The organism is Curtobacterium sp. NPDC092190, assembly GCF_044755625.1.
Lineage (GTDB): Bacteria > Actinomycetota > Actinomycetes > Actinomycetales > Microbacteriaceae > Curtobacterium.
Genome location: NZ_JBIVRJ010000008.1, coordinates 1 through 15,072 on the forward strand (window position 1 = coordinate 1; position 15,072 = coordinate 15,072).

Below are 15,072 nucleotides of genomic sequence, written 5' to 3' on the forward strand. Positions count from 1 at the left end.
CCCGGGGGGTTGGGGGGGGGGGGGTGGTGGGGGGGGGGGGGGGGGGGGGCGGCGCGGGGGGGGGGGGGGGGGGGGCGGCCCCCCCCGCGGGCGGGGGGGGGGGGGGCCCGGGGCCCCCCCGCCTCCAGTCCGTCACCTGGTCGCGACTACGGCGTGGGCATGCCGCCGTCGACGTGGAGCGTCTCGCCGACCACGTAGGACGACTCGCCGCTCGCCAGGAACACGAACGCCGGCGCGAGCTCGGCGGGCTGGCCCCAGCGGCCCAGGTAGGTCTGCTCACCGGCGGACGGGAGCGCCTCGGGCGGCTGGCCACCGGCCGGCTGCAGCGGGGTCCAGATCGGGCCGGGAGCGACGGCGTTGACGCGGATGCCCTTCGGTGCGAGCTGTGCCGCGAGCCCCTTGGCCATGTTGTTCACGGTCGCCTTCGTGGCGGCGTAGTGCACGAGGTGCGGTGACGGCGCGTACGCCTGGATCGACGTCGTGTTGATGATCGTCGAACCGGGCTGCATGTGCGGCACGGCCGCCTTCGTGATGCGGAAGGTCGCGTAGGCGTTCGTCTTGAAGGTCTCGTCGAACTCCTCGTCCGAGATCTTCGTGATGTCGTCGACGTTCTGCTGCTTGCCGGCGTTGTTCACGAGGATGTCGAGCCCGCCGAGGCCGTCGACGGTCTTCTGGACGAGCTCCTCGCAGAACGCCAGGTCCTTGATGTCACCGGGGATCGCGACGGCCTTGCGGCCCGCGTCCTCGATGAGGCCGACGATGCGGTCCGCGTCCTCCTGCTCCTCGGGCAGGTACACGATGGCGACGTCGGCACCCTCGCGGGCGTAGGCGATGGCGACGGCGGCGCCGATGCCCGAGTCGCCACCCGTGACGAGCGCCTTGCGGCCCTGCAGGCGGCCGGAGCCGCGGTAGGTGTCCTCACCGTGGTCGGCGGGCACGTTCTGCGCCATCTCCTCGTCGGTGCCGGCACCCTGCAGGTACTGCTCGTCCGGCTTCTTGTCGGCGTACATCTTCGTGGGGTCCTGCATCGCGTACTGGTCGAGACCCGCCTGGTCGTTCTGCTGCTCCGTCATGGCCTGGACGGTACGCACCGGGGTACCGCTGTCCGTCCAGCCGGGTGTCCCCCGCGACGCGTCCGTGACACATCCCCAAGATCACGAACACGTGACGACCGGGCTGCGATTCGGTAACACCTGTCGTCCTGTCCGGCTCCGGGCCGTACGGTCGACTGGTGACTTCCCGCACTCTGCTCGCGCTCGGCGCTGCCGTGCTCGCCTTCGCGGCCGGCACGGTCGGGTCCGATGCCCTGGCGGCGGGGGGCGTGGCACCGGCGGCGGCAGCGGAGGACCGCAGCGACGTCGCGGACATTGTCCAGCCACCGATCCGGGTCACCGACCGCGAACTGCGCCGGGTGGACACGGTCGAGCTCGACGCCGAGTCCCTGGTCCTCCGGCACGCCGACGACACCGTCGCGGACGTCCCCATGCGCGACGCGAGGTCGACCGTCTCGCTGCTCAACCGGCTGCTCGGTACCCCGTCGCGCACGCAGACCGCGGTCGGTGACGGCGGCGCGTGCTTCCCGGCGGGGACGACCTACACCTGGGGCGGGGCGGTCCGCGTCGCGGCGCTCCGTACGCCGTCCGCCGTCGGCAACGCGGTCGAGATCCGAGTCCTCAAGGACTCGGTACGGGGCCGGACCGGCGACCGTGTCGAGCTGACCGGTCCTGACGGGGTCCAGGTCGGCGACGACGTCGCGGACGAGATCGCGACGGCTCCGCGCTCCGACAAGGTGTCGTTCGGGTCCGGCGACTCCCGGGCGTGGCAGCTGCTGCTCGAGGCCGGTTGGGCTCCCGACGAGCGTCCGACCGGCGACGACCCCCGCGCGGAACACGACGACGCGACAGACGGTCCGACCCACGACACGGGCGAGGACGCGCAGGGCACGAACGGCGTCTCGGCGCTGACGAACGACACCGAGGTGACGGTCATCGGGTCCCCGATGCCGGTGCACGCGCGCCGGTCCTGCTGACGCGTCCCGCACTGCACGACGGCCGCACGGTCACGACCCGCCCGGCTCAGGCCACGCGGCTCAGGCCACGCGCAGGGACGCCACCACCGGGAAGTGATCGCTCGCGGCCCACGTCTCCGGCCCGTCGTGGTCCATCACGACGCGCTCGGCCGTGACGTCGCCGCGGGTCAGCACCCAGTCGATCCGCTCGCCGGAGTCGACCGGTGCCTGCCACCCGTTGAAGGACGCGGTGCGGTCACCGGGGTCACCCGCGTCCGACCAGGCGTCCCGGTACCCGGCATCGGTGAAGACCCGGGAGGCCGGACCCGCGCCCCACGGTTCGTTGCAGTCACCGGCGAAGACGACGGGGCCGTCGACCGGAGCGAGCCGCTCGACGACGAGGGCGGCGCTGCGCCGACGGACCTCGTCCCCGTGGTCGTTCTCCTCGTGGTCGAAGTGCGCGGTGAGGAGCGTGAAGGCGGCCCCCTCGGCGTCGAGGAAGCGCGCGTGGTTGGCGACCCGTGGGTACAGGCTCCCCCAGGTGTTCGACACCGGCTCGTCCGGGGTGTCGGAGAACCAGAAGGTCCCGACGTCGACGGGGCGCAGCCGGTCGCGGCGGAAGAACACCGCGGCGTGCTCCCCCGCGGAGCCCCCCTCGCGGCCCTGCCCGACGGCGTCGTGGTCAGGCAGCCCCTGTCGGAGGGCGTCCATCTGGTGGTCGAACGCCTCCTGCACGCAGAGGACGTCGGGGTCGTGCCGTCGGATGACCTCGAGCACCAGCGGCAGGCGCGCTGGCCAGTCGTGCCGCGGATCCGGGTTCTTCACGTTGTAGGTCATCAGGGTGATCGGACGCGCGACGTGGCTCACCGGTCGACCCTACCGACGTGCTCCCACGGGTGACCCCAGGGTGGTGCCGGGTGCGTCAGTTGATGCAGACGCCTTCCTTGCCGTAGGTCTTCACGTCGGTGGAGCTCGGCGTCGGCTCGGACTCCGCCGGCTTCGACGCCTCGGCCTCGGGCGTCTCGTCCGCCGGGGCGGAGGCATCGTCGCTCGGAGCGGCCGGGGCGGTGACGGTCTTCCCGTCGGATCCGAGGACGAGCGTGACGCCCGACACCGTGGTCGACCGCACGGCGACCGCACCCGGCACCACCGCGGCGACGGCCTTGGCCTGCGCCTCCTGCCCGGCGGGGTACTGCACCTGGGTCTTCTGCGTCGTGTCCGAGGACCCCGGCGTCCCGACCTGGAAGCCGCGGGCCGTCAGGTTCGCGGTCGCCGTCGCGGCGGCGCCGGTGGTCCCGCTGCCGTTCAGCACGGTGACCGTCGTCGCGGCGGGCTCGGCAGCCCTGGCCTTCGTGTACTCCTCCGGCTCACCGACGAGTCCCTGCACGAACGCGGGCAACCCGACGGTGTCGACCTCGACGATCGACAGCGGCGCGCCACCCACCGTGATGGTCGGGGTGCCGAGCGTCGGGATCGTGGCGGACTGGATGTTGCCGGGGCGCAGGTTCCGCATCTGGCTCGCCAGCGACACCAGGTCGGTGTCCGTCTGGATGGAGCTCCCGACCGCGCCGAGGATGTTGTTCATCTTGATGGGGTTGAGCAGGGTGCCCGCGGAGAGCACCTTGCGGGCCTCCTGCGACAGGAAGTACTGCTGGCGCACGTTCCGGTCGAGGTCACCGTTCGGCAGCCCGTGCCGCTGACGGACGAACGACAGCGCCTGCTTGGCGTCGAGCTCCGAGGTGCCGGCCGGCAGGTCCACACCCGAGTACGGGTCGTTCACCGCGTTGTTCAGGCACACCTCGACCGGCCCGAGCTCCTTGACCACCTGGTAGAAGCCGAGCAACGACACCCGGACGTAGTGGTCGATGGTCAGGCCGCTGAGGTCCTGGATCGTCTGGATGAGCAGCTTCGCACCGCCGGTGTCGCCGCCGCCGTTGAGCGTGCCGTAGTAGAACGCGCTGTTGAGCTTGCCCTTGCCGACACCGGGGATCGGGACGTACGAGTCGCGCGGGAACGAGATCATCGTCGCCTGGGACCCGTCGGCGTTGATGTGCAGCACGATCATCGTGTCGGTGTTCGTCGCACCGCCGTCGTCCTCGGTGCTGAGCTCGGCCATCTGCTCGGGCGTCGCGTTGTCCGGGCGGTGGTCGTCACCGACGAGCAGGATGTTCTGCGCCTGACCGTCCACGTCGTCGTCGTCGTCCGACCGCGGACTGATCGCGTCGATCTTCGTGACGCCGCTGTTCAGGCTCGTGAAGGCGAACGCGGCGTAGCCGCCGGTCAGCACGAGGCCCATCGCCAGGACGCCGGCGACCGCGGGGAGGACCACGCCGCTCCCACGCTTCTGGCGCCCGTGGCGCGGCGGCACGTGGCCGCGGCGGGCACGGCGCGTCGTCTGCTCGGGTTCGATGCTCACCCGGAAACCATAACGGCACAGCGTGGAACGGACAGGGAGATCCCTGAGGGTCCGTGCCCGACGCTGTACGCCCGGCGCTCGGTCAGTCGCGCGTGGGCAGGAGGTGGATCGCCTCCATCGCGAGTTGCGCGGCGATCGCCTCGCCCGCGGCCACGGCGTCACGGAGCTTCAGGATCTCGGGACGGATGACGTCGGGCGGGACGAGCTCGGAGAGCTCGGGCACACGGAGCCGGAAGGCGAGGCCGTCGGTGGTCGAGCGGCACAGCTGCGCGAGCGAGGCGTTGCCGCAGCTCTCCGCCCACATCGAGTAGACGTCCGCGCCCTCGCGCGCGACCTCGGTCTGCTGGTCGGCGTCGAGCCGCGCCAGGACGTCGTCGAGCACGGCGGTGACCCGGTCCCGCTCGGCGTCCGAGAACCGTGGGACGGCCAGGCGGACGACCCCGCCGTAGATGACGCCGAGCGTGCGGCAGGCGTCGAGCAGCTCGGCCTCGGTCGGTGCGGCGACGCGGGTGTAGCGGTTCGGCGCCATCTCGATGAGTCCGGCCCGTGCGAGTTCTGCCAGTGCTTCACGGATCGGGGTCCTGGAGACGCCGAGCCACGCGATGAGGTCGTCGTCGTTCAGTCGTTCGCCCGGTTCGAGCGTGCCGTCCATGATCGCGTCGCGGATCTTGTCCTGCACGGTGTCACGGAGCAGCTTGCGCTCTGCGGCCGGCTGCGTGGAGGGAACTGGCATGCCACCAGCGTGTCACATGTGACGCGCTGCGCGCGAGAGGCGCGACGGCCACCACGCCCGGCGCCCCAGGTCGATCACGAGCGCGGGGACGAGCAGCGACCGGACCACGACGGTGTCGAGCAGGACGCCGAACGCCACCACGAAGGCGATCTGCGCGAGGAACAGGATCGGGATGACGCCGAGCGCCGCGAAGGTCGCGGCCAGCACGATGCCCGCCGAGGTGATCACTCCGCCGGTGGCCGCGAGCCCGCGCAGGACCCCCTCACGCGGGCCGTGCCGCAGGGACTCCTCGCGCACCCGGGTCATGAGGAAGATGTTGTAGTCGACGCCGAGCGCCACGAGGAACACGAACGCGTACAGCGGGACGGACGGGTCGGCCCCGGGGAAGTGGAACACGTGGTCGAACACCAGTGCGCCGACGCCGAGTGCGGCCGCGAAGGACACCACGACACTGCCGACGAGGACCAGCGGGGCGACCACGCTGCGGAGCAGCAGCACGAGGATCAGCAGGATGACCGCGAGCACCACGGGGATGATGACCGAGCGGTCGCGGATGCCGGTGTCGTTCGTGTCGAGGGCGGTCGCCGTGACGCCACCCACGACCGCGTCGGGGTCCACCCGCTCGACGGCGACGCGGAGGTCGCGGACGGTCCGTTCGGCGGCGCTCGAGTCGGCGGGGTCGGCGAGCGTGGCCTCGAGCAGGACGTCCCCGCGCGACACCGTCGGCTCCGTCGTGCCCGTGGCGGCCCCGGCGGCGGCGTCCGACCCCACGGGGACGGTCCCCGAGGGTGAGTCGGTGGAGGCGGCCACCACCCCGTCGACCCCGCGGACCGAGCGGACGGCGTCGACGAGGGCGTCCAGGTCACGCTCGGCGCCGATGACCTGGGCCGGGCTGCCGGAACCCCCGGGGAAGTGGTCGGCGAGGACCCGCTGGCCGTCCCGCGCCTGGGACGACCCGATCACCAGGTCGCTCTGCGGGACACCGTCGGCACGGAGCCCGACGAGGCCGCTGCCCATCGCCAGGAGCGCCACGGTGCAGACGATCCAGACCGTGCGGGACCGGCGCGCGACGAGGCGCCCCACCCGTGCCCACAGTCCGGTCGCGTCCGGACCGGTGGTCGGGCGGCCACCGGAGCCGAAGGCCGGGCGCAGGGGCCAGAACGCCGCCCGACGGAACGCCAGCAGCAGGGCGGGCAGCAGGGTGAGGGCGGCGAGCAGGCTGAAGGCGATCCCGATCGCGGCGACCGGCCCGAGCGCCTTGTTCGAGTTGAGGTCCGACAGGAGCAGGCAGAGCACCCCGACGATGACGGTCCCGCCCGAGGCGACGATCGGCTCGAACGCGCCGCGGAGCGCGGCCCGGGTCGCCTCCCAGCCGGTGCGGTGCTCGCGCAGTGCCTCGCGGTAGCGCGCCGCGTAGAGGAGCGCGTAGTCCGTCGCCGCGCCGATCACGAGGATCGACAGGATGCCCTGCACCTGCCCGTTGACCGTCACGACCCCCGCCTTCGCCAGGGCGTACACCACGAGGATCGAGGCGCACAGGGCGAAGGTCGCCGTCCCGAGCACCAGGAACGGCAGCAGCGGCGACCGGTAGACCACGATCAGGATGACGAACACCGCGGCGAGTGCCACCCCGAGCAGCAGGCCGTCGATGCCCGCGAACGCCTCGGTCAGGTCGGCCGTGAAGCCCGCCGGACCGGTGACGTACCCGGCGACGCCGGCGGGCAGCGCCTCGTCCACCGTGGTCCGGATGGCCGAGACGGCGTCCCCGGTCTCCGCGTCCTCGGTCAGCGTCGCGATGATCTCGGCGGCGTCGCCGTCCTCGCTCGGGATCACGGGGCTCGTGCCCTGCACGTCGTCGCGCTCGCCGATGGTGTCGGCGATCCGACGGGCCGCAGCGAGGTCGTCGGACGTCAGGCCGCCGTCGCGGTCGAGGACGACGATGGCGGGTGCCTCCGAGGCCTGTCGGAAGTCGGCGGCACGCTCCTGCACCTTCGTCGCGTCGGCCGAGGCCGGCAGGAACGACGTCTGGTCGTTCGTGGCGACCTCGGAGATCTTCCCGAAGACGGGACCGCCGACGCCGGCCACGACGAGCCAGACGAGGACGACGAGTGCGGGCAGGACGATGCGGAGGAACCGGGACACGTCGGTGAGCGTACACCGATCGTCAGCATGCTTACTATCTCTGCGCCGACGCCGCCGGGACGACCCGCCCGTAGACTCCGATCATGCACGAACCCGCGGAGCAGTGGCCGCTCGGACGCCTGCTCTCCGCCGCGGCGCGTGCCGTCGAGCGGGAGTGGGACGAGCGACTCCGGGCGATCGGGCTGACCCACGCCGCCCTCGTCGCGATCGACATCCTGCTGCGGACCGGCCCGACGGGCGCGGACACCATCGCCAGGACCGCTCGCGTGCAGCCCCAGACCATGTCGCGGACCCTCGAGCGGGCCGAACGGGACGGCCTGGTCGAGCGGACCGCGCACCCGGAGGACCGCCGGCGTCGCGTGGTGTCCGTCACCGACGAGGGTCGCCGCGCATGGGAGACCGCACAGCACATCGAGCGGGAGGTCCTCCCCGAGGACGCGGAGCTCCGTCGGCGGCTGACCGGCGTCCTGAACCGCTCGTGACACTGAAATACCACATGCGGTAGACTCTCCGGGTCGGCGCAGGGCCGACCCGACCCGAGGAGTCCGATGTCCGAGCGTCGCGCCGCCCGAGCCGCGGCAGCAGCCACAGCAAGAACGGCCCGGAGGCCGCGCAGGCACCCCGCGCTCGTCGCGCTGGTCGCCACCACCGGCACCCTGGTCGGCATCGCCACCGTGCTCGCGGTCGTCGCAGCGGTCTTCGTCGGCAGTCTGACCCGGAGCTTCGACGACCACACCGAGGCGATCGCGGACCCCTTCCCCGCCGGCGACCGGCCCGCGCCGTCCGGCGGCGCCGAGGACATCCTGCTCATCGGGTCCGACTCGCGGGCCGGACTGGCCGACGGCGACCAGCCCGCCGGCGGGCGGTCGGACACGCTGATGCTCGCCCACGTGCCCGCCGACCGCCGCCACGTGTACCTCATGTCGATCATGCGCGACTCGTGGGTCGACGTCCCCGGCCACGGCCAGGCCAAGATCAACGCCGCGTACTCCTGGGGCGGCATCCCGCTCACGGTGCAGACGGTCGAGCAGCTGCTCGACGTCCGGATCGACCACGTCGCCGAGGTCGACCTCGCCGGGTTCGCCGACATGACCGACGCGCTGGGCGGCGTGACGGTGCAGTCGCCGCGGGACTTCACGGCGCGGGGCCACCACTTCGTCAGCGGCGCGAACCGGCTCGACGGCGAACAGGCCCTGGCCTTCGTGCGGGAGCGGTACGCGTTCGCCGACGCCGACCACACACGCGTCCGGAACCAGCAGGCGTTCCTGCGCGGGGTGTTCGACCAGGCCCTGTCGCGCGGCACCCTGACGCACCCGGGGCGACTGCAGGAGTTCGTCACCGCGACGAGCGAGCACCTGGCGGTGGACCCCGGGCTCGACGCGGCGACGATCGTCCGTCTCGGGTGGTCCCTGCGCGGGGTCCGACCGGACGACCTGGTCACGTTCACGATGCCGACCGCGGGCAGCGGGACGACCCCCGACGGCCAGTCGTTCGTCCGGTTGGACGACCACGACCGCGCCGCGATCTCGAGCGCCCTGCGGTCCGACGACCTGCAGCGGTGGCTCGAGGACCGCCCGAGCTGACGGTCGCGCCGGCGAGTCCCGGACAGCACGAGACCCCCGCGGCAGGTGCCACGGGGGTCTCGTGTCGGATCGGGAGGTCGATCAGGCGGGGAGCTGGAGCTCCTGGCCGGCGTAGATCAGGTTCGCGTCGTCGATCGTCGACGTGTTCGCGGCCCACAGCTTCATGTAGCCACCGTCGATGTTCAGCTTCGTCGCGATCTTGTCGAGCGTGTCGCCCGACTCGATCGTGTACGTCTTGCCGCTCGTCGCGACCGCGGCCGGCTTGCTCGACACGGCCGCCTTCGGAGCGGCCTGCGTGGTCGCCTTCGGTGCGGCCGGCGTGGTCGCCTTCGGTGCAGCCTGCTGCGGCGCGGCCTGCTGCGGTGCAGCCTGCTGCGGCGCGGCGGGGGCCGGAGCGGCGGCCTGCGGAGCGGCACCCGTGGTCCCGCTCAGGCCGAGCTTCGCGGAGCAGGCCGGCCATGCACCCCAGCCCTGGGACGCGAGGACGCGCTCGGCGACGGCGATCTGGGCCTCGCGGCTCGCGGAGGCCGGGTTGCCGGCGCCGCCGTTCGCCTGCCAGGTGCCGAGGTTGAACTGCAGGCCACCGTAGTAGCCGTTGCCGGTGTTGATGGCCCAGTTGCCACCGGACTCGCACTGTGCGAGGGCGTCCCAGGTCGAACCGGATGCGGCGTTCGCGGGCGCTGCCGCCAGGCCGACACCGGTCGCGGCGATGCCGGCGAAGGCCAGGCCACCGACGATGGTGCGGGTACGGGAAAGCTTCTTCATGGTTGATCGCTCCACCGGGACCACGGACCTGGCGCCCGCCTGAGCGGACCCGGTCGCCACTGCCCGTCCCGACCGATCGCGGTCATGTTGTGGGGTGCGCCGCCGGGGGCAGTGGTCTCGTGCCGGTGGCGCTGGTCGGCAACCATAGGAAATTCGTGACTGTTATCAAACCGAGACAATGAGTTCTACCCGTGAGTGCTATGTCCCCCACCGGTCTTCCTGAGTGCCCCGATCACCATGGGCATGCAGATCGGTCTGTACCCGGGTACGTGACCTTGGCAGTTTCCTGGCAATGCTGCGGACGGGAGGCCCGTGGCGGCCTGGCAGCGAGCCTCCCGACCGCTGGCTGGTCGCGTCCTGGTCAGCGCCTGGACAGCAGCGTCACGGCCTCGAGGTGGCCGGTCTGCGGGAACATGTCGAGCACGCGCGCCCGCCGCAGGCGGAGCGACGGCATGCGCGCGAGGTCCTTCGCGAGGGTGACCGGGTTGCAGCTCGAGTAGACGACGTGCTCGACCTCGGACTCCTCGAGCCAGGTCGCGAGCGTCTCGCCGATGCCCCGGCGCGGCGGGTTCACCACCACCAGCTCGGGCAGCGCGTCCGGTCGGGCCCGGAGGGCGTGCTCCGTCGCGTCGTCCGCGGCGAAGCGGACGTCGATCAGCCCCGCCTCGCGCGCGGACTGCTTCGCGGAGCGGATCGCCTCCCGGCTCGTCTCGATCCCCGTGACGGCACGACCCGGGCGCGCTGCGTGCAGGGCGAACCCGCCGACACCGCAGTACAGGTCCCACATCGAGGCCGGCCCGACCTCGTCGATCCACGCCGACGCCTGGTCGTACAGCTGGCTCGCGACGCTCGTGTTCGTCTGGAAGAAGCTCTGCGGTCGGAGGTGCATCGCGATCGAGCCGAACCGCATCGGCAGCGTCTCCTGCTCGGTCAGCACGACCTCGCGTTCCCCCTCGGTGACGGCCTTGTGCTCCGGGAGCAGGTTCGCGGTGACCACGACCGCCTCGGGCATGACCCGCCGCAGGGCGTCGAGGCGCTCACGCAGTCGTGGCAGCTGCCCTTCGGAGCGCAGCACGAAGCGCACCATGAGCTCGCCGTCCGGGGACTCGGTCACGAGCACGAACTTGAGCTCGCCCCGACGTGCGGCCACGTCGTACGGGATCAGCCCCGTGTCGGCGACGAAGTCCGCCAGGACCGGGAGCGCCCGTCGGATGCCCGGCGTGCAGATGCCGCAGTGCCGCAGGTCCACGCCGCGCTGCCGGTGGTCGAGGATCCCCACCGTGGGGCGCTGGACCGTGCCGCCGACGACCATCTTCGCCTTGTTGCGGTACCCGGACTCCGGGCTCGTGATCGCGGGCAACCACTCGATCGCCCCCGGGCCCCCTGCGGCCTCGACGGCGTCCCGCAGGAGTTCCCGCGTGCGGATCTCCTTGTCGAGCACCTGGTCGCCGTAGGGCTGTCCCATGAGTGTGCACGAGCGGCACACCCCCCGGTCGAAGTAGTCGCACTGCATGGCCGGGTCAGGATACGGCAGCGGCGTCCCGCGTCGTCGTCGCGATGCGGTACAGCGAGGTCGTCGCGGTCACGAAGAGCGTCGTGCCGTCGTCGCCGCCGAAGCACAGGTTCGACACGACCTCGGGCACGGCGACGTCGCCGATGCGGGCGCCGTCGGGTGCGAAGACCGTCACGCCCCGGTGGGTCGAGGACCACACGTTGCCGTGGACGTCGACCCGGATGCCGTCCGGCACGCCCTCGCCCTCGCCGAGCCGGGCGAACACCCGGCCGTTCTTCACGCGGTGACCGTCGACGTCGTAGGCGCGGATGACCGGCTCGTGGGCGGACGAGCTGGCGACGTGGAGCACGCGCTCGTCGGGCGAGAACGCGAGACCGTTCGGTTCGTCGACGTCGAGCACCACGGGGCGCAGGTCCTCGCCGTCCGGTCCGCACCGGAACACCCAGTGGTCGCCGTACTCCCGCTCGCCCGGGTGTCCCTCACGCGGCTGGGTGATGCCGTAGGCCGGGTCGGTGAACCAGATCGAGCCGTCCCGCGTGACGACGACGTCGTTCGGCGAGTTCAACCGACCGTCCGCCCAGCCGTCGACGACCGCAGTGACGACGCCGCCCCGGTCGCGCTCGACGCGTCGCCGCCCGTGCGAGCACTGCACGACGGAGCCGTCGCGGTCCAGCGTGCGGCCGTTCGTGAACTCGACGTCCGACGCGTACACGGTCGTACCGCCGGTCTTCTGGTGCCACTCGAGGATCCGGTCGCCCGGGATGTCCGACCAGCGGACCGTCCGGTCGGACGGGATCCAGCACGGCCCCTCGGCCCAGGTGCTGCCGGTCGCGAGGCGCTCGACGGCGTCGGGGTCGGGGACGAGTTCGGTGAGGCTCGACACGGGTCCTCCTTCGGACGGTGCCCTCCACGCTACGGCGTCAGGCGGTCGCAGCGGCCTCGGCGCGGCGCCGCACGGCCTTCTCGACCGCGGAGATCGCGAGGCCGAGCAGGATCGACGCGACCACCGCGAGGGTCGTCACGAGGAACGGCTGCTCCCGGCTCCAGTGCCCGGTGGCCGCCGCGATCCTCACGCAGTAGGCCGCCCACACCACGTCGGCGACGAGGCAGCTGACCAGGAAGCGCCGGAGGTCGAGCCCGCTGTCCGCACCGACCAGGTTCGTCGTGAGGCGCCCCATCGGGATGAAGCGGCCGAGGACGGCGATGCGTCCGGGGGCCTTCCGGTACCGGGCGTCGATCGACTCCCGCGCCTTCCTGATCTTCGGCCGGCTGAACCACGACCGCGAGCCGAGGTCGACCGTCCGCGCCAGGTGCCAGAGCGCGACGTCGCCGAGCACCATCCCGATCGTCGCCGCGACCACCAGGACGAGCACGGGCAGGAACCCTCCGTCACCACCGACGAGCAGCGTGCCGATCGCGACGACGAGCGCCTGGCTCGGCAGGAACACCGCGACGCTGCCGGCGGCCAGCACGAGCCCGACCACGAGGAAGGCCCAGGGCGTCCCGACGAGCTGGAGCACCATCTCCTGCGCTGCGTCCACCGTTCACCTCCGTCGACGCGGGGTGCGCCGACAACGATCATCCCAGGTCCGGGCCCGGCCGGTGCTCGGTGCGCCGCACGATCTCGCGCATCACGTCGGCGGCCTCGTCCGACCGACCCCCGACGACCGCCTGCACGAGCGCGACGTGCAGGCCGACGTCGTGGCGGTCCGGCCGGATGCTCCCGCGCTCACGGAGCGCCTCCCCCACGACGCGGTGCAGCCGTCGGTACAGCGCGTTGCCGGACAGCTCCAGCACGAGGGAGTGCAGCCGGACGTCCGCGATCGTGAAGTCGACCCGGCGGTCCTCGGCCGCGGTGGACGCGAGCTCGTCCGCGGTGGCGAGGAGCGCCTCCCGTCCGGCCGAGCAGTCCTCGAGCGGTGCTCGTCGGGCCGCCGCGGCGGCCGCTGCCGGTTCCACGGCGACCCGCAGCTCGCGGAGCTCGACGGAGACCTGCGCCGCGTCGGGCCCCCGGAGCCGCCAGCGGACGACCAGCGGATCGAGGACGTCCCAGTCCGTGGGGTGGGCGACGACCACGCCGACGCGGGGGCGCGCACTGAGCATGCCGAGCGCGACGAGGACGCGGACCGCCTCACGGACGATGCTGCGGCTCGCGCCCGACCAGGCCACCAGGTCGTCGGTGCTCCGACGGCTCCCCGGCGCGAAGGTGCCGGTGACGACGGCGGTTCCGATCCCGTCGAGCACCCTGTCGAAGGCGCTCGTCACCGCTGCGCGACGGGTGACAGGACGAGCTCGTCGATGCAGACGTGGGCCGGCGCCCCGAGCACGAAGGCCACCGTGCGGCCGACGTCGTCGGGCTGCAGCATCCGAGCGCGCGCCGCCGCGTCGGGGACCTCGGGACGCTGGTCCAGGAAGTCCGTCGCGACGTCGCCCGGGCACAGGTGGGTGGCCCGCACGCCGTGCTCGGCCTCCTGCTGGTTGAGCGTCCGGACGATCGAGCCGAGGGCGGTCTTGCTCGCCGAGTACGCGACACCGGCACCGGGTTGGAAGGACCAGCCCGCGTAGGACGACACCACCACGACGACACCGCCCGCGTCCCGGAGCGCCGGCAGAGCAGCGTCGACCACCGTCACCACGGCGGTCGTGTTCGTGTCGAGGACGGCGCGGACGTCGGCGAGCGACTGGTCGTCCCACCGTCGCGCCGGCGAGTTCAACCCGGCTGCCAGCACCAGGCCGTCGATCCGGCCGTGCCGTCCGAGCACGGCGTCGCGTGCTGCGGGCACCGCGTCGCCGTCCGTCACGTCGAGCGGCACGACGTCCGCCGTCCCGCCGACCGCGCGGACCTCGTCCGCGACCTGCTCGAGTCGGTCCCGGCGACGCCCACTGAGCACCACCGTCCACCCGTCACGGGCTGCGGCCACCGCGCTCGCCGCCCCCATCCCGCTGCCGCCACCCGTGGTCCAGAGCACCTTCGCCGTCATGCTCGAATAGTATGATGATTCAAGGCACGGGCGCCCACCGTTGCCGGGACAGACCGACGACGGGAGCGACGATGCACCTCGACCTGACCGACCGCGTGGTGGTCGTCACCGGAGCCGGCCGGGGGATCGGCCGGACACTCGCGGCGCGGTTCGCCACCGAGGGGTGCCGCGTCGTCGCGTTCGACCTCGCCTTCGACGACGCCGGTGACGACGGCGTCGACCGTGTCGTCTGCGACGTCGCCGACCCGGCCTCCGTGCGTGCGGCCGTCGACGAGGTCGTCCGCCGGCACGGCACCGTCGACGTGCTCGTCAACAACGCGGGCATCAACGTCACCGGGACCGTCGCCGAGCTCGGCTGGGACGAGTGGCGACGGTGCATGGACGTGAACCTCGGGGGCACCTTCCTGGTCAGCCAGGCGGTCGCGCCGGTGATGCAGGCGGCCGGGCGCGGGCGGATCGTCAACGCCGCGTCGTTCGCGGCGATCGTGCCGAGCGTCGGCAGCGCGGCCTACGCGGCGTCGAAGGCCGCGGTGGTCTCGTTCACCCGCGTGCTGGCGTCGGAGCTCGGCCCGTGGGGCATCACCGTGAACGCCTACGCGCCCGGCATGGTGCCGACCGCGATGAACGGGTTCGCCGAGATGCCGCAGGCCGAGCAGGACCGGCTGCTCGACACCCTGTCGCTCCGGCGGTGGGAGACGCCCGACGACGTCGCCGACCTCCTGGTCTTCCTGGCGAGCGACGCGTCCGCCTACGTCACGGGCACACTGCTGGACGTCTCCGGCGGCAAGCTCGCGACGCAGATCCCGGCACGAGCGCACGGTCGCTGAGGCCGGACGCGGAGCAGAGTGGAGGGAACGCTCGCTCCGGCTGTCCGGTCGCTCAGGAAGTTGCCATCCGCCTCTCCGTAGGCTGTGAGGGCCCAGTGAGCCGG

At 72.6% G+C, this 15,072-nt stretch carries 15 protein-coding genes; 4 read left to right on the forward strand and 11 right to left on the reverse strand.

Annotated features, from left to right (window positions below; genetic code table 11):
* Positions 1-146: 146 nt before the first annotated feature.
* Positions 147-1,073, reverse strand: coding sequence for an SDR family oxidoreductase (locus ACIQFY_RS15725; RefSeq protein WP_251159986.1), 927 nt, complete (start codon positions 1,071-1,073; stop codon positions 147-149).
* A 158-nt stretch (positions 1,074-1,231) separates the two neighbouring features.
* Between ACIQFY_RS15725 and ACIQFY_RS15730 the strand changes: the two genes are divergently transcribed.
* Entirely contained in the window at positions 1,232-2,029 is a 798-nt protein-coding gene (locus tag ACIQFY_RS15730; protein ID WP_326497227.1) for a hypothetical protein, read from the forward strand.
* Positions 2,030-2,089: 60 nt separating this feature from the next.
* On the opposite strand, the gene ACIQFY_RS15735 is transcribed toward ACIQFY_RS15730, so the two are convergent.
* From ACIQFY_RS15735 to ACIQFY_RS15750, 4 genes are all read right to left on the reverse strand, one after another.
* The gene (locus ACIQFY_RS15735) at positions 2,090-2,875 is read right to left on the reverse strand and encodes an endonuclease/exonuclease/phosphatase family protein (protein ID WP_326497226.1); all 786 of its coding nucleotides are present in this window, start codon (positions 2,873-2,875) and stop codon (positions 2,090-2,092) included.
* A gap of 55 nt (positions 2,876-2,930) precedes the next feature.
* Entirely contained in the window at positions 2,931-4,424 is a 1,494-nt protein-coding gene (locus ACIQFY_RS15740; protein WP_326497225.1) for an LCP family protein, read from the reverse strand.
* Between the two features lie 82 nt (positions 4,425-4,506).
* Positions 4,507-5,157: a GntR family transcriptional regulator gene (locus ACIQFY_RS15745; protein WP_326497224.1), complete on the reverse strand. Its 651-nt coding sequence runs from the start codon at positions 5,155-5,157 to the stop codon at positions 4,507-4,509.
* A 12-nt stretch (positions 5,158-5,169) separates the two neighbouring features.
* Positions 5,170-7,299: an MMPL family transporter gene (locus tag ACIQFY_RS15750; protein WP_400340872.1), complete on the reverse strand. Its 2,130-nt coding sequence runs from the start codon at positions 7,297-7,299 to the stop codon at positions 5,170-5,172.
* Between the two features lie 83 nt (positions 7,300-7,382).
* On the opposite strand from ACIQFY_RS15750, the gene ACIQFY_RS15755 reads away from it, so the two are divergent.
* Both ACIQFY_RS15755 and ACIQFY_RS15760 read left to right on the forward strand, forming a co-directional pair.
* The gene (locus tag ACIQFY_RS15755) at positions 7,383-7,781 is read left to right on the forward strand and encodes a MarR family winged helix-turn-helix transcriptional regulator (protein ID WP_400340874.1); all 399 of its coding nucleotides are present in this window, start codon (positions 7,383-7,385) and stop codon (positions 7,779-7,781) included.
* Positions 7,782-7,847: 66 nt separating this feature from the next.
* The gene (locus tag ACIQFY_RS15760) at positions 7,848-8,882 is read left to right on the forward strand and encodes an LCP family protein (protein WP_400340876.1); all 1,035 of its coding nucleotides are present in this window, start codon (positions 7,848-7,850) and stop codon (positions 8,880-8,882) included.
* 81 nt (positions 8,883-8,963) lie between these two features.
* Here the strand turns inward: ACIQFY_RS15760 and ACIQFY_RS15765 are convergent, their stop codons facing one another.
* The 6 genes from ACIQFY_RS15765 to ACIQFY_RS15790 form a co-directional block, all read right to left on the reverse strand.
* On the reverse strand, positions 8,964-9,647 hold the full coding sequence (locus tag ACIQFY_RS15765) for a transglycosylase family protein (protein WP_066651599.1): 684 nt from the start codon (positions 9,645-9,647) through the stop codon (positions 8,964-8,966).
* A gap of 361 nt (positions 9,648-10,008) precedes the next feature.
* Positions 10,009-11,160: a 23S rRNA (uracil(747)-C(5))-methyltransferase RlmC gene (gene rlmC / locus ACIQFY_RS15770; protein WP_400340878.1), complete on the reverse strand. Its 1,152-nt coding sequence runs from the start codon at positions 11,158-11,160 to the stop codon at positions 10,009-10,011.
* A gap of 7 nt (positions 11,161-11,167) precedes the next feature.
* Entirely contained in the window at positions 11,168-12,043 is an 876-nt protein-coding gene (locus ACIQFY_RS15775; RefSeq protein WP_326497219.1) for an SMP-30/gluconolactonase/LRE family protein, read from the reverse strand.
* 37 nt (positions 12,044-12,080) lie between these two features.
* Entirely contained in the window at positions 12,081-12,701 is a 621-nt protein-coding gene (locus ACIQFY_RS15780) for a DedA family protein (RefSeq protein ID WP_400340880.1), read from the reverse strand.
* Between the two features lie 37 nt (positions 12,702-12,738).
* Positions 12,739-13,404: a FadR/GntR family transcriptional regulator gene (locus ACIQFY_RS15785; RefSeq protein ID WP_400340881.1), complete on the reverse strand. Its 666-nt coding sequence runs from the start codon at positions 13,402-13,404 to the stop codon at positions 12,739-12,741.
* Between the two features lie 17 nt (positions 13,405-13,421).
* Entirely contained in the window at positions 13,422-14,141 is a 720-nt protein-coding gene (locus ACIQFY_RS15790) for an SDR family NAD(P)-dependent oxidoreductase (RefSeq protein WP_326497216.1), read from the reverse strand.
* A gap of 71 nt (positions 14,142-14,212) precedes the next feature.
* Here ACIQFY_RS15790 and ACIQFY_RS15795 point away from each other — a divergent pair, with 71 nt between their 5' ends.
* Entirely contained in the window at positions 14,213-14,968 is a 756-nt protein-coding gene (locus tag ACIQFY_RS15795) for an SDR family NAD(P)-dependent oxidoreductase (RefSeq protein WP_251159994.1), read from the forward strand.
* Positions 14,969-15,072 lie beyond the last annotated feature (104 nt).

Bases quoted from the DNA above. Each gene is read 5' to 3' on its own strand.
- ACIQFY_RS15725 (WP_251159986.1), bottom strand. From the start codon at position 1,073: ATGACGGAGCAGCAGAACGACCAGGCGGGTCTCGACCAGTACGCGATG.
- ACIQFY_RS15745 (WP_326497224.1), bottom strand. From the start codon at position 5,157: ATGCCAGTTCCCTCCACGCAGCCGGCCGCAGAGCGCAAGCTGCTCCGT.
- ACIQFY_RS15755 (WP_400340874.1), top strand. From the start codon at position 7,383: ATGCACGAACCCGCGGAGCAGTGGCCGCTCGGACGCCTGCTCTCCGCC.
- ACIQFY_RS15760 (WP_400340876.1), top strand. From the start codon at position 7,848: ATGTCCGAGCGTCGCGCCGCCCGAGCCGCGGCAGCAGCCACAGCAAGA.
- ACIQFY_RS15765 (WP_066651599.1), bottom strand. From the start codon at position 9,647: ATGAAGAAGCTTTCCCGTACCCGCACCATCGTCGGTGGCCTGGCCTTC.
- rlmC (WP_400340878.1), bottom strand. From the start codon at position 11,160: ATGCAGTGCGACTACTTCGACCGGGGGGTGTGCCGCTCGTGCACACTC.
- ACIQFY_RS15790 (WP_326497216.1), bottom strand. From the start codon at position 14,141: ATGACGGCGAAGGTGCTCTGGACCACGGGTGGCGGCAGCGGGATGGGG.
- ACIQFY_RS15795 (WP_251159994.1), top strand. From the start codon at position 14,213: ATGCACCTCGACCTGACCGACCGCGTGGTGGTCGTCACCGGAGCCGGC.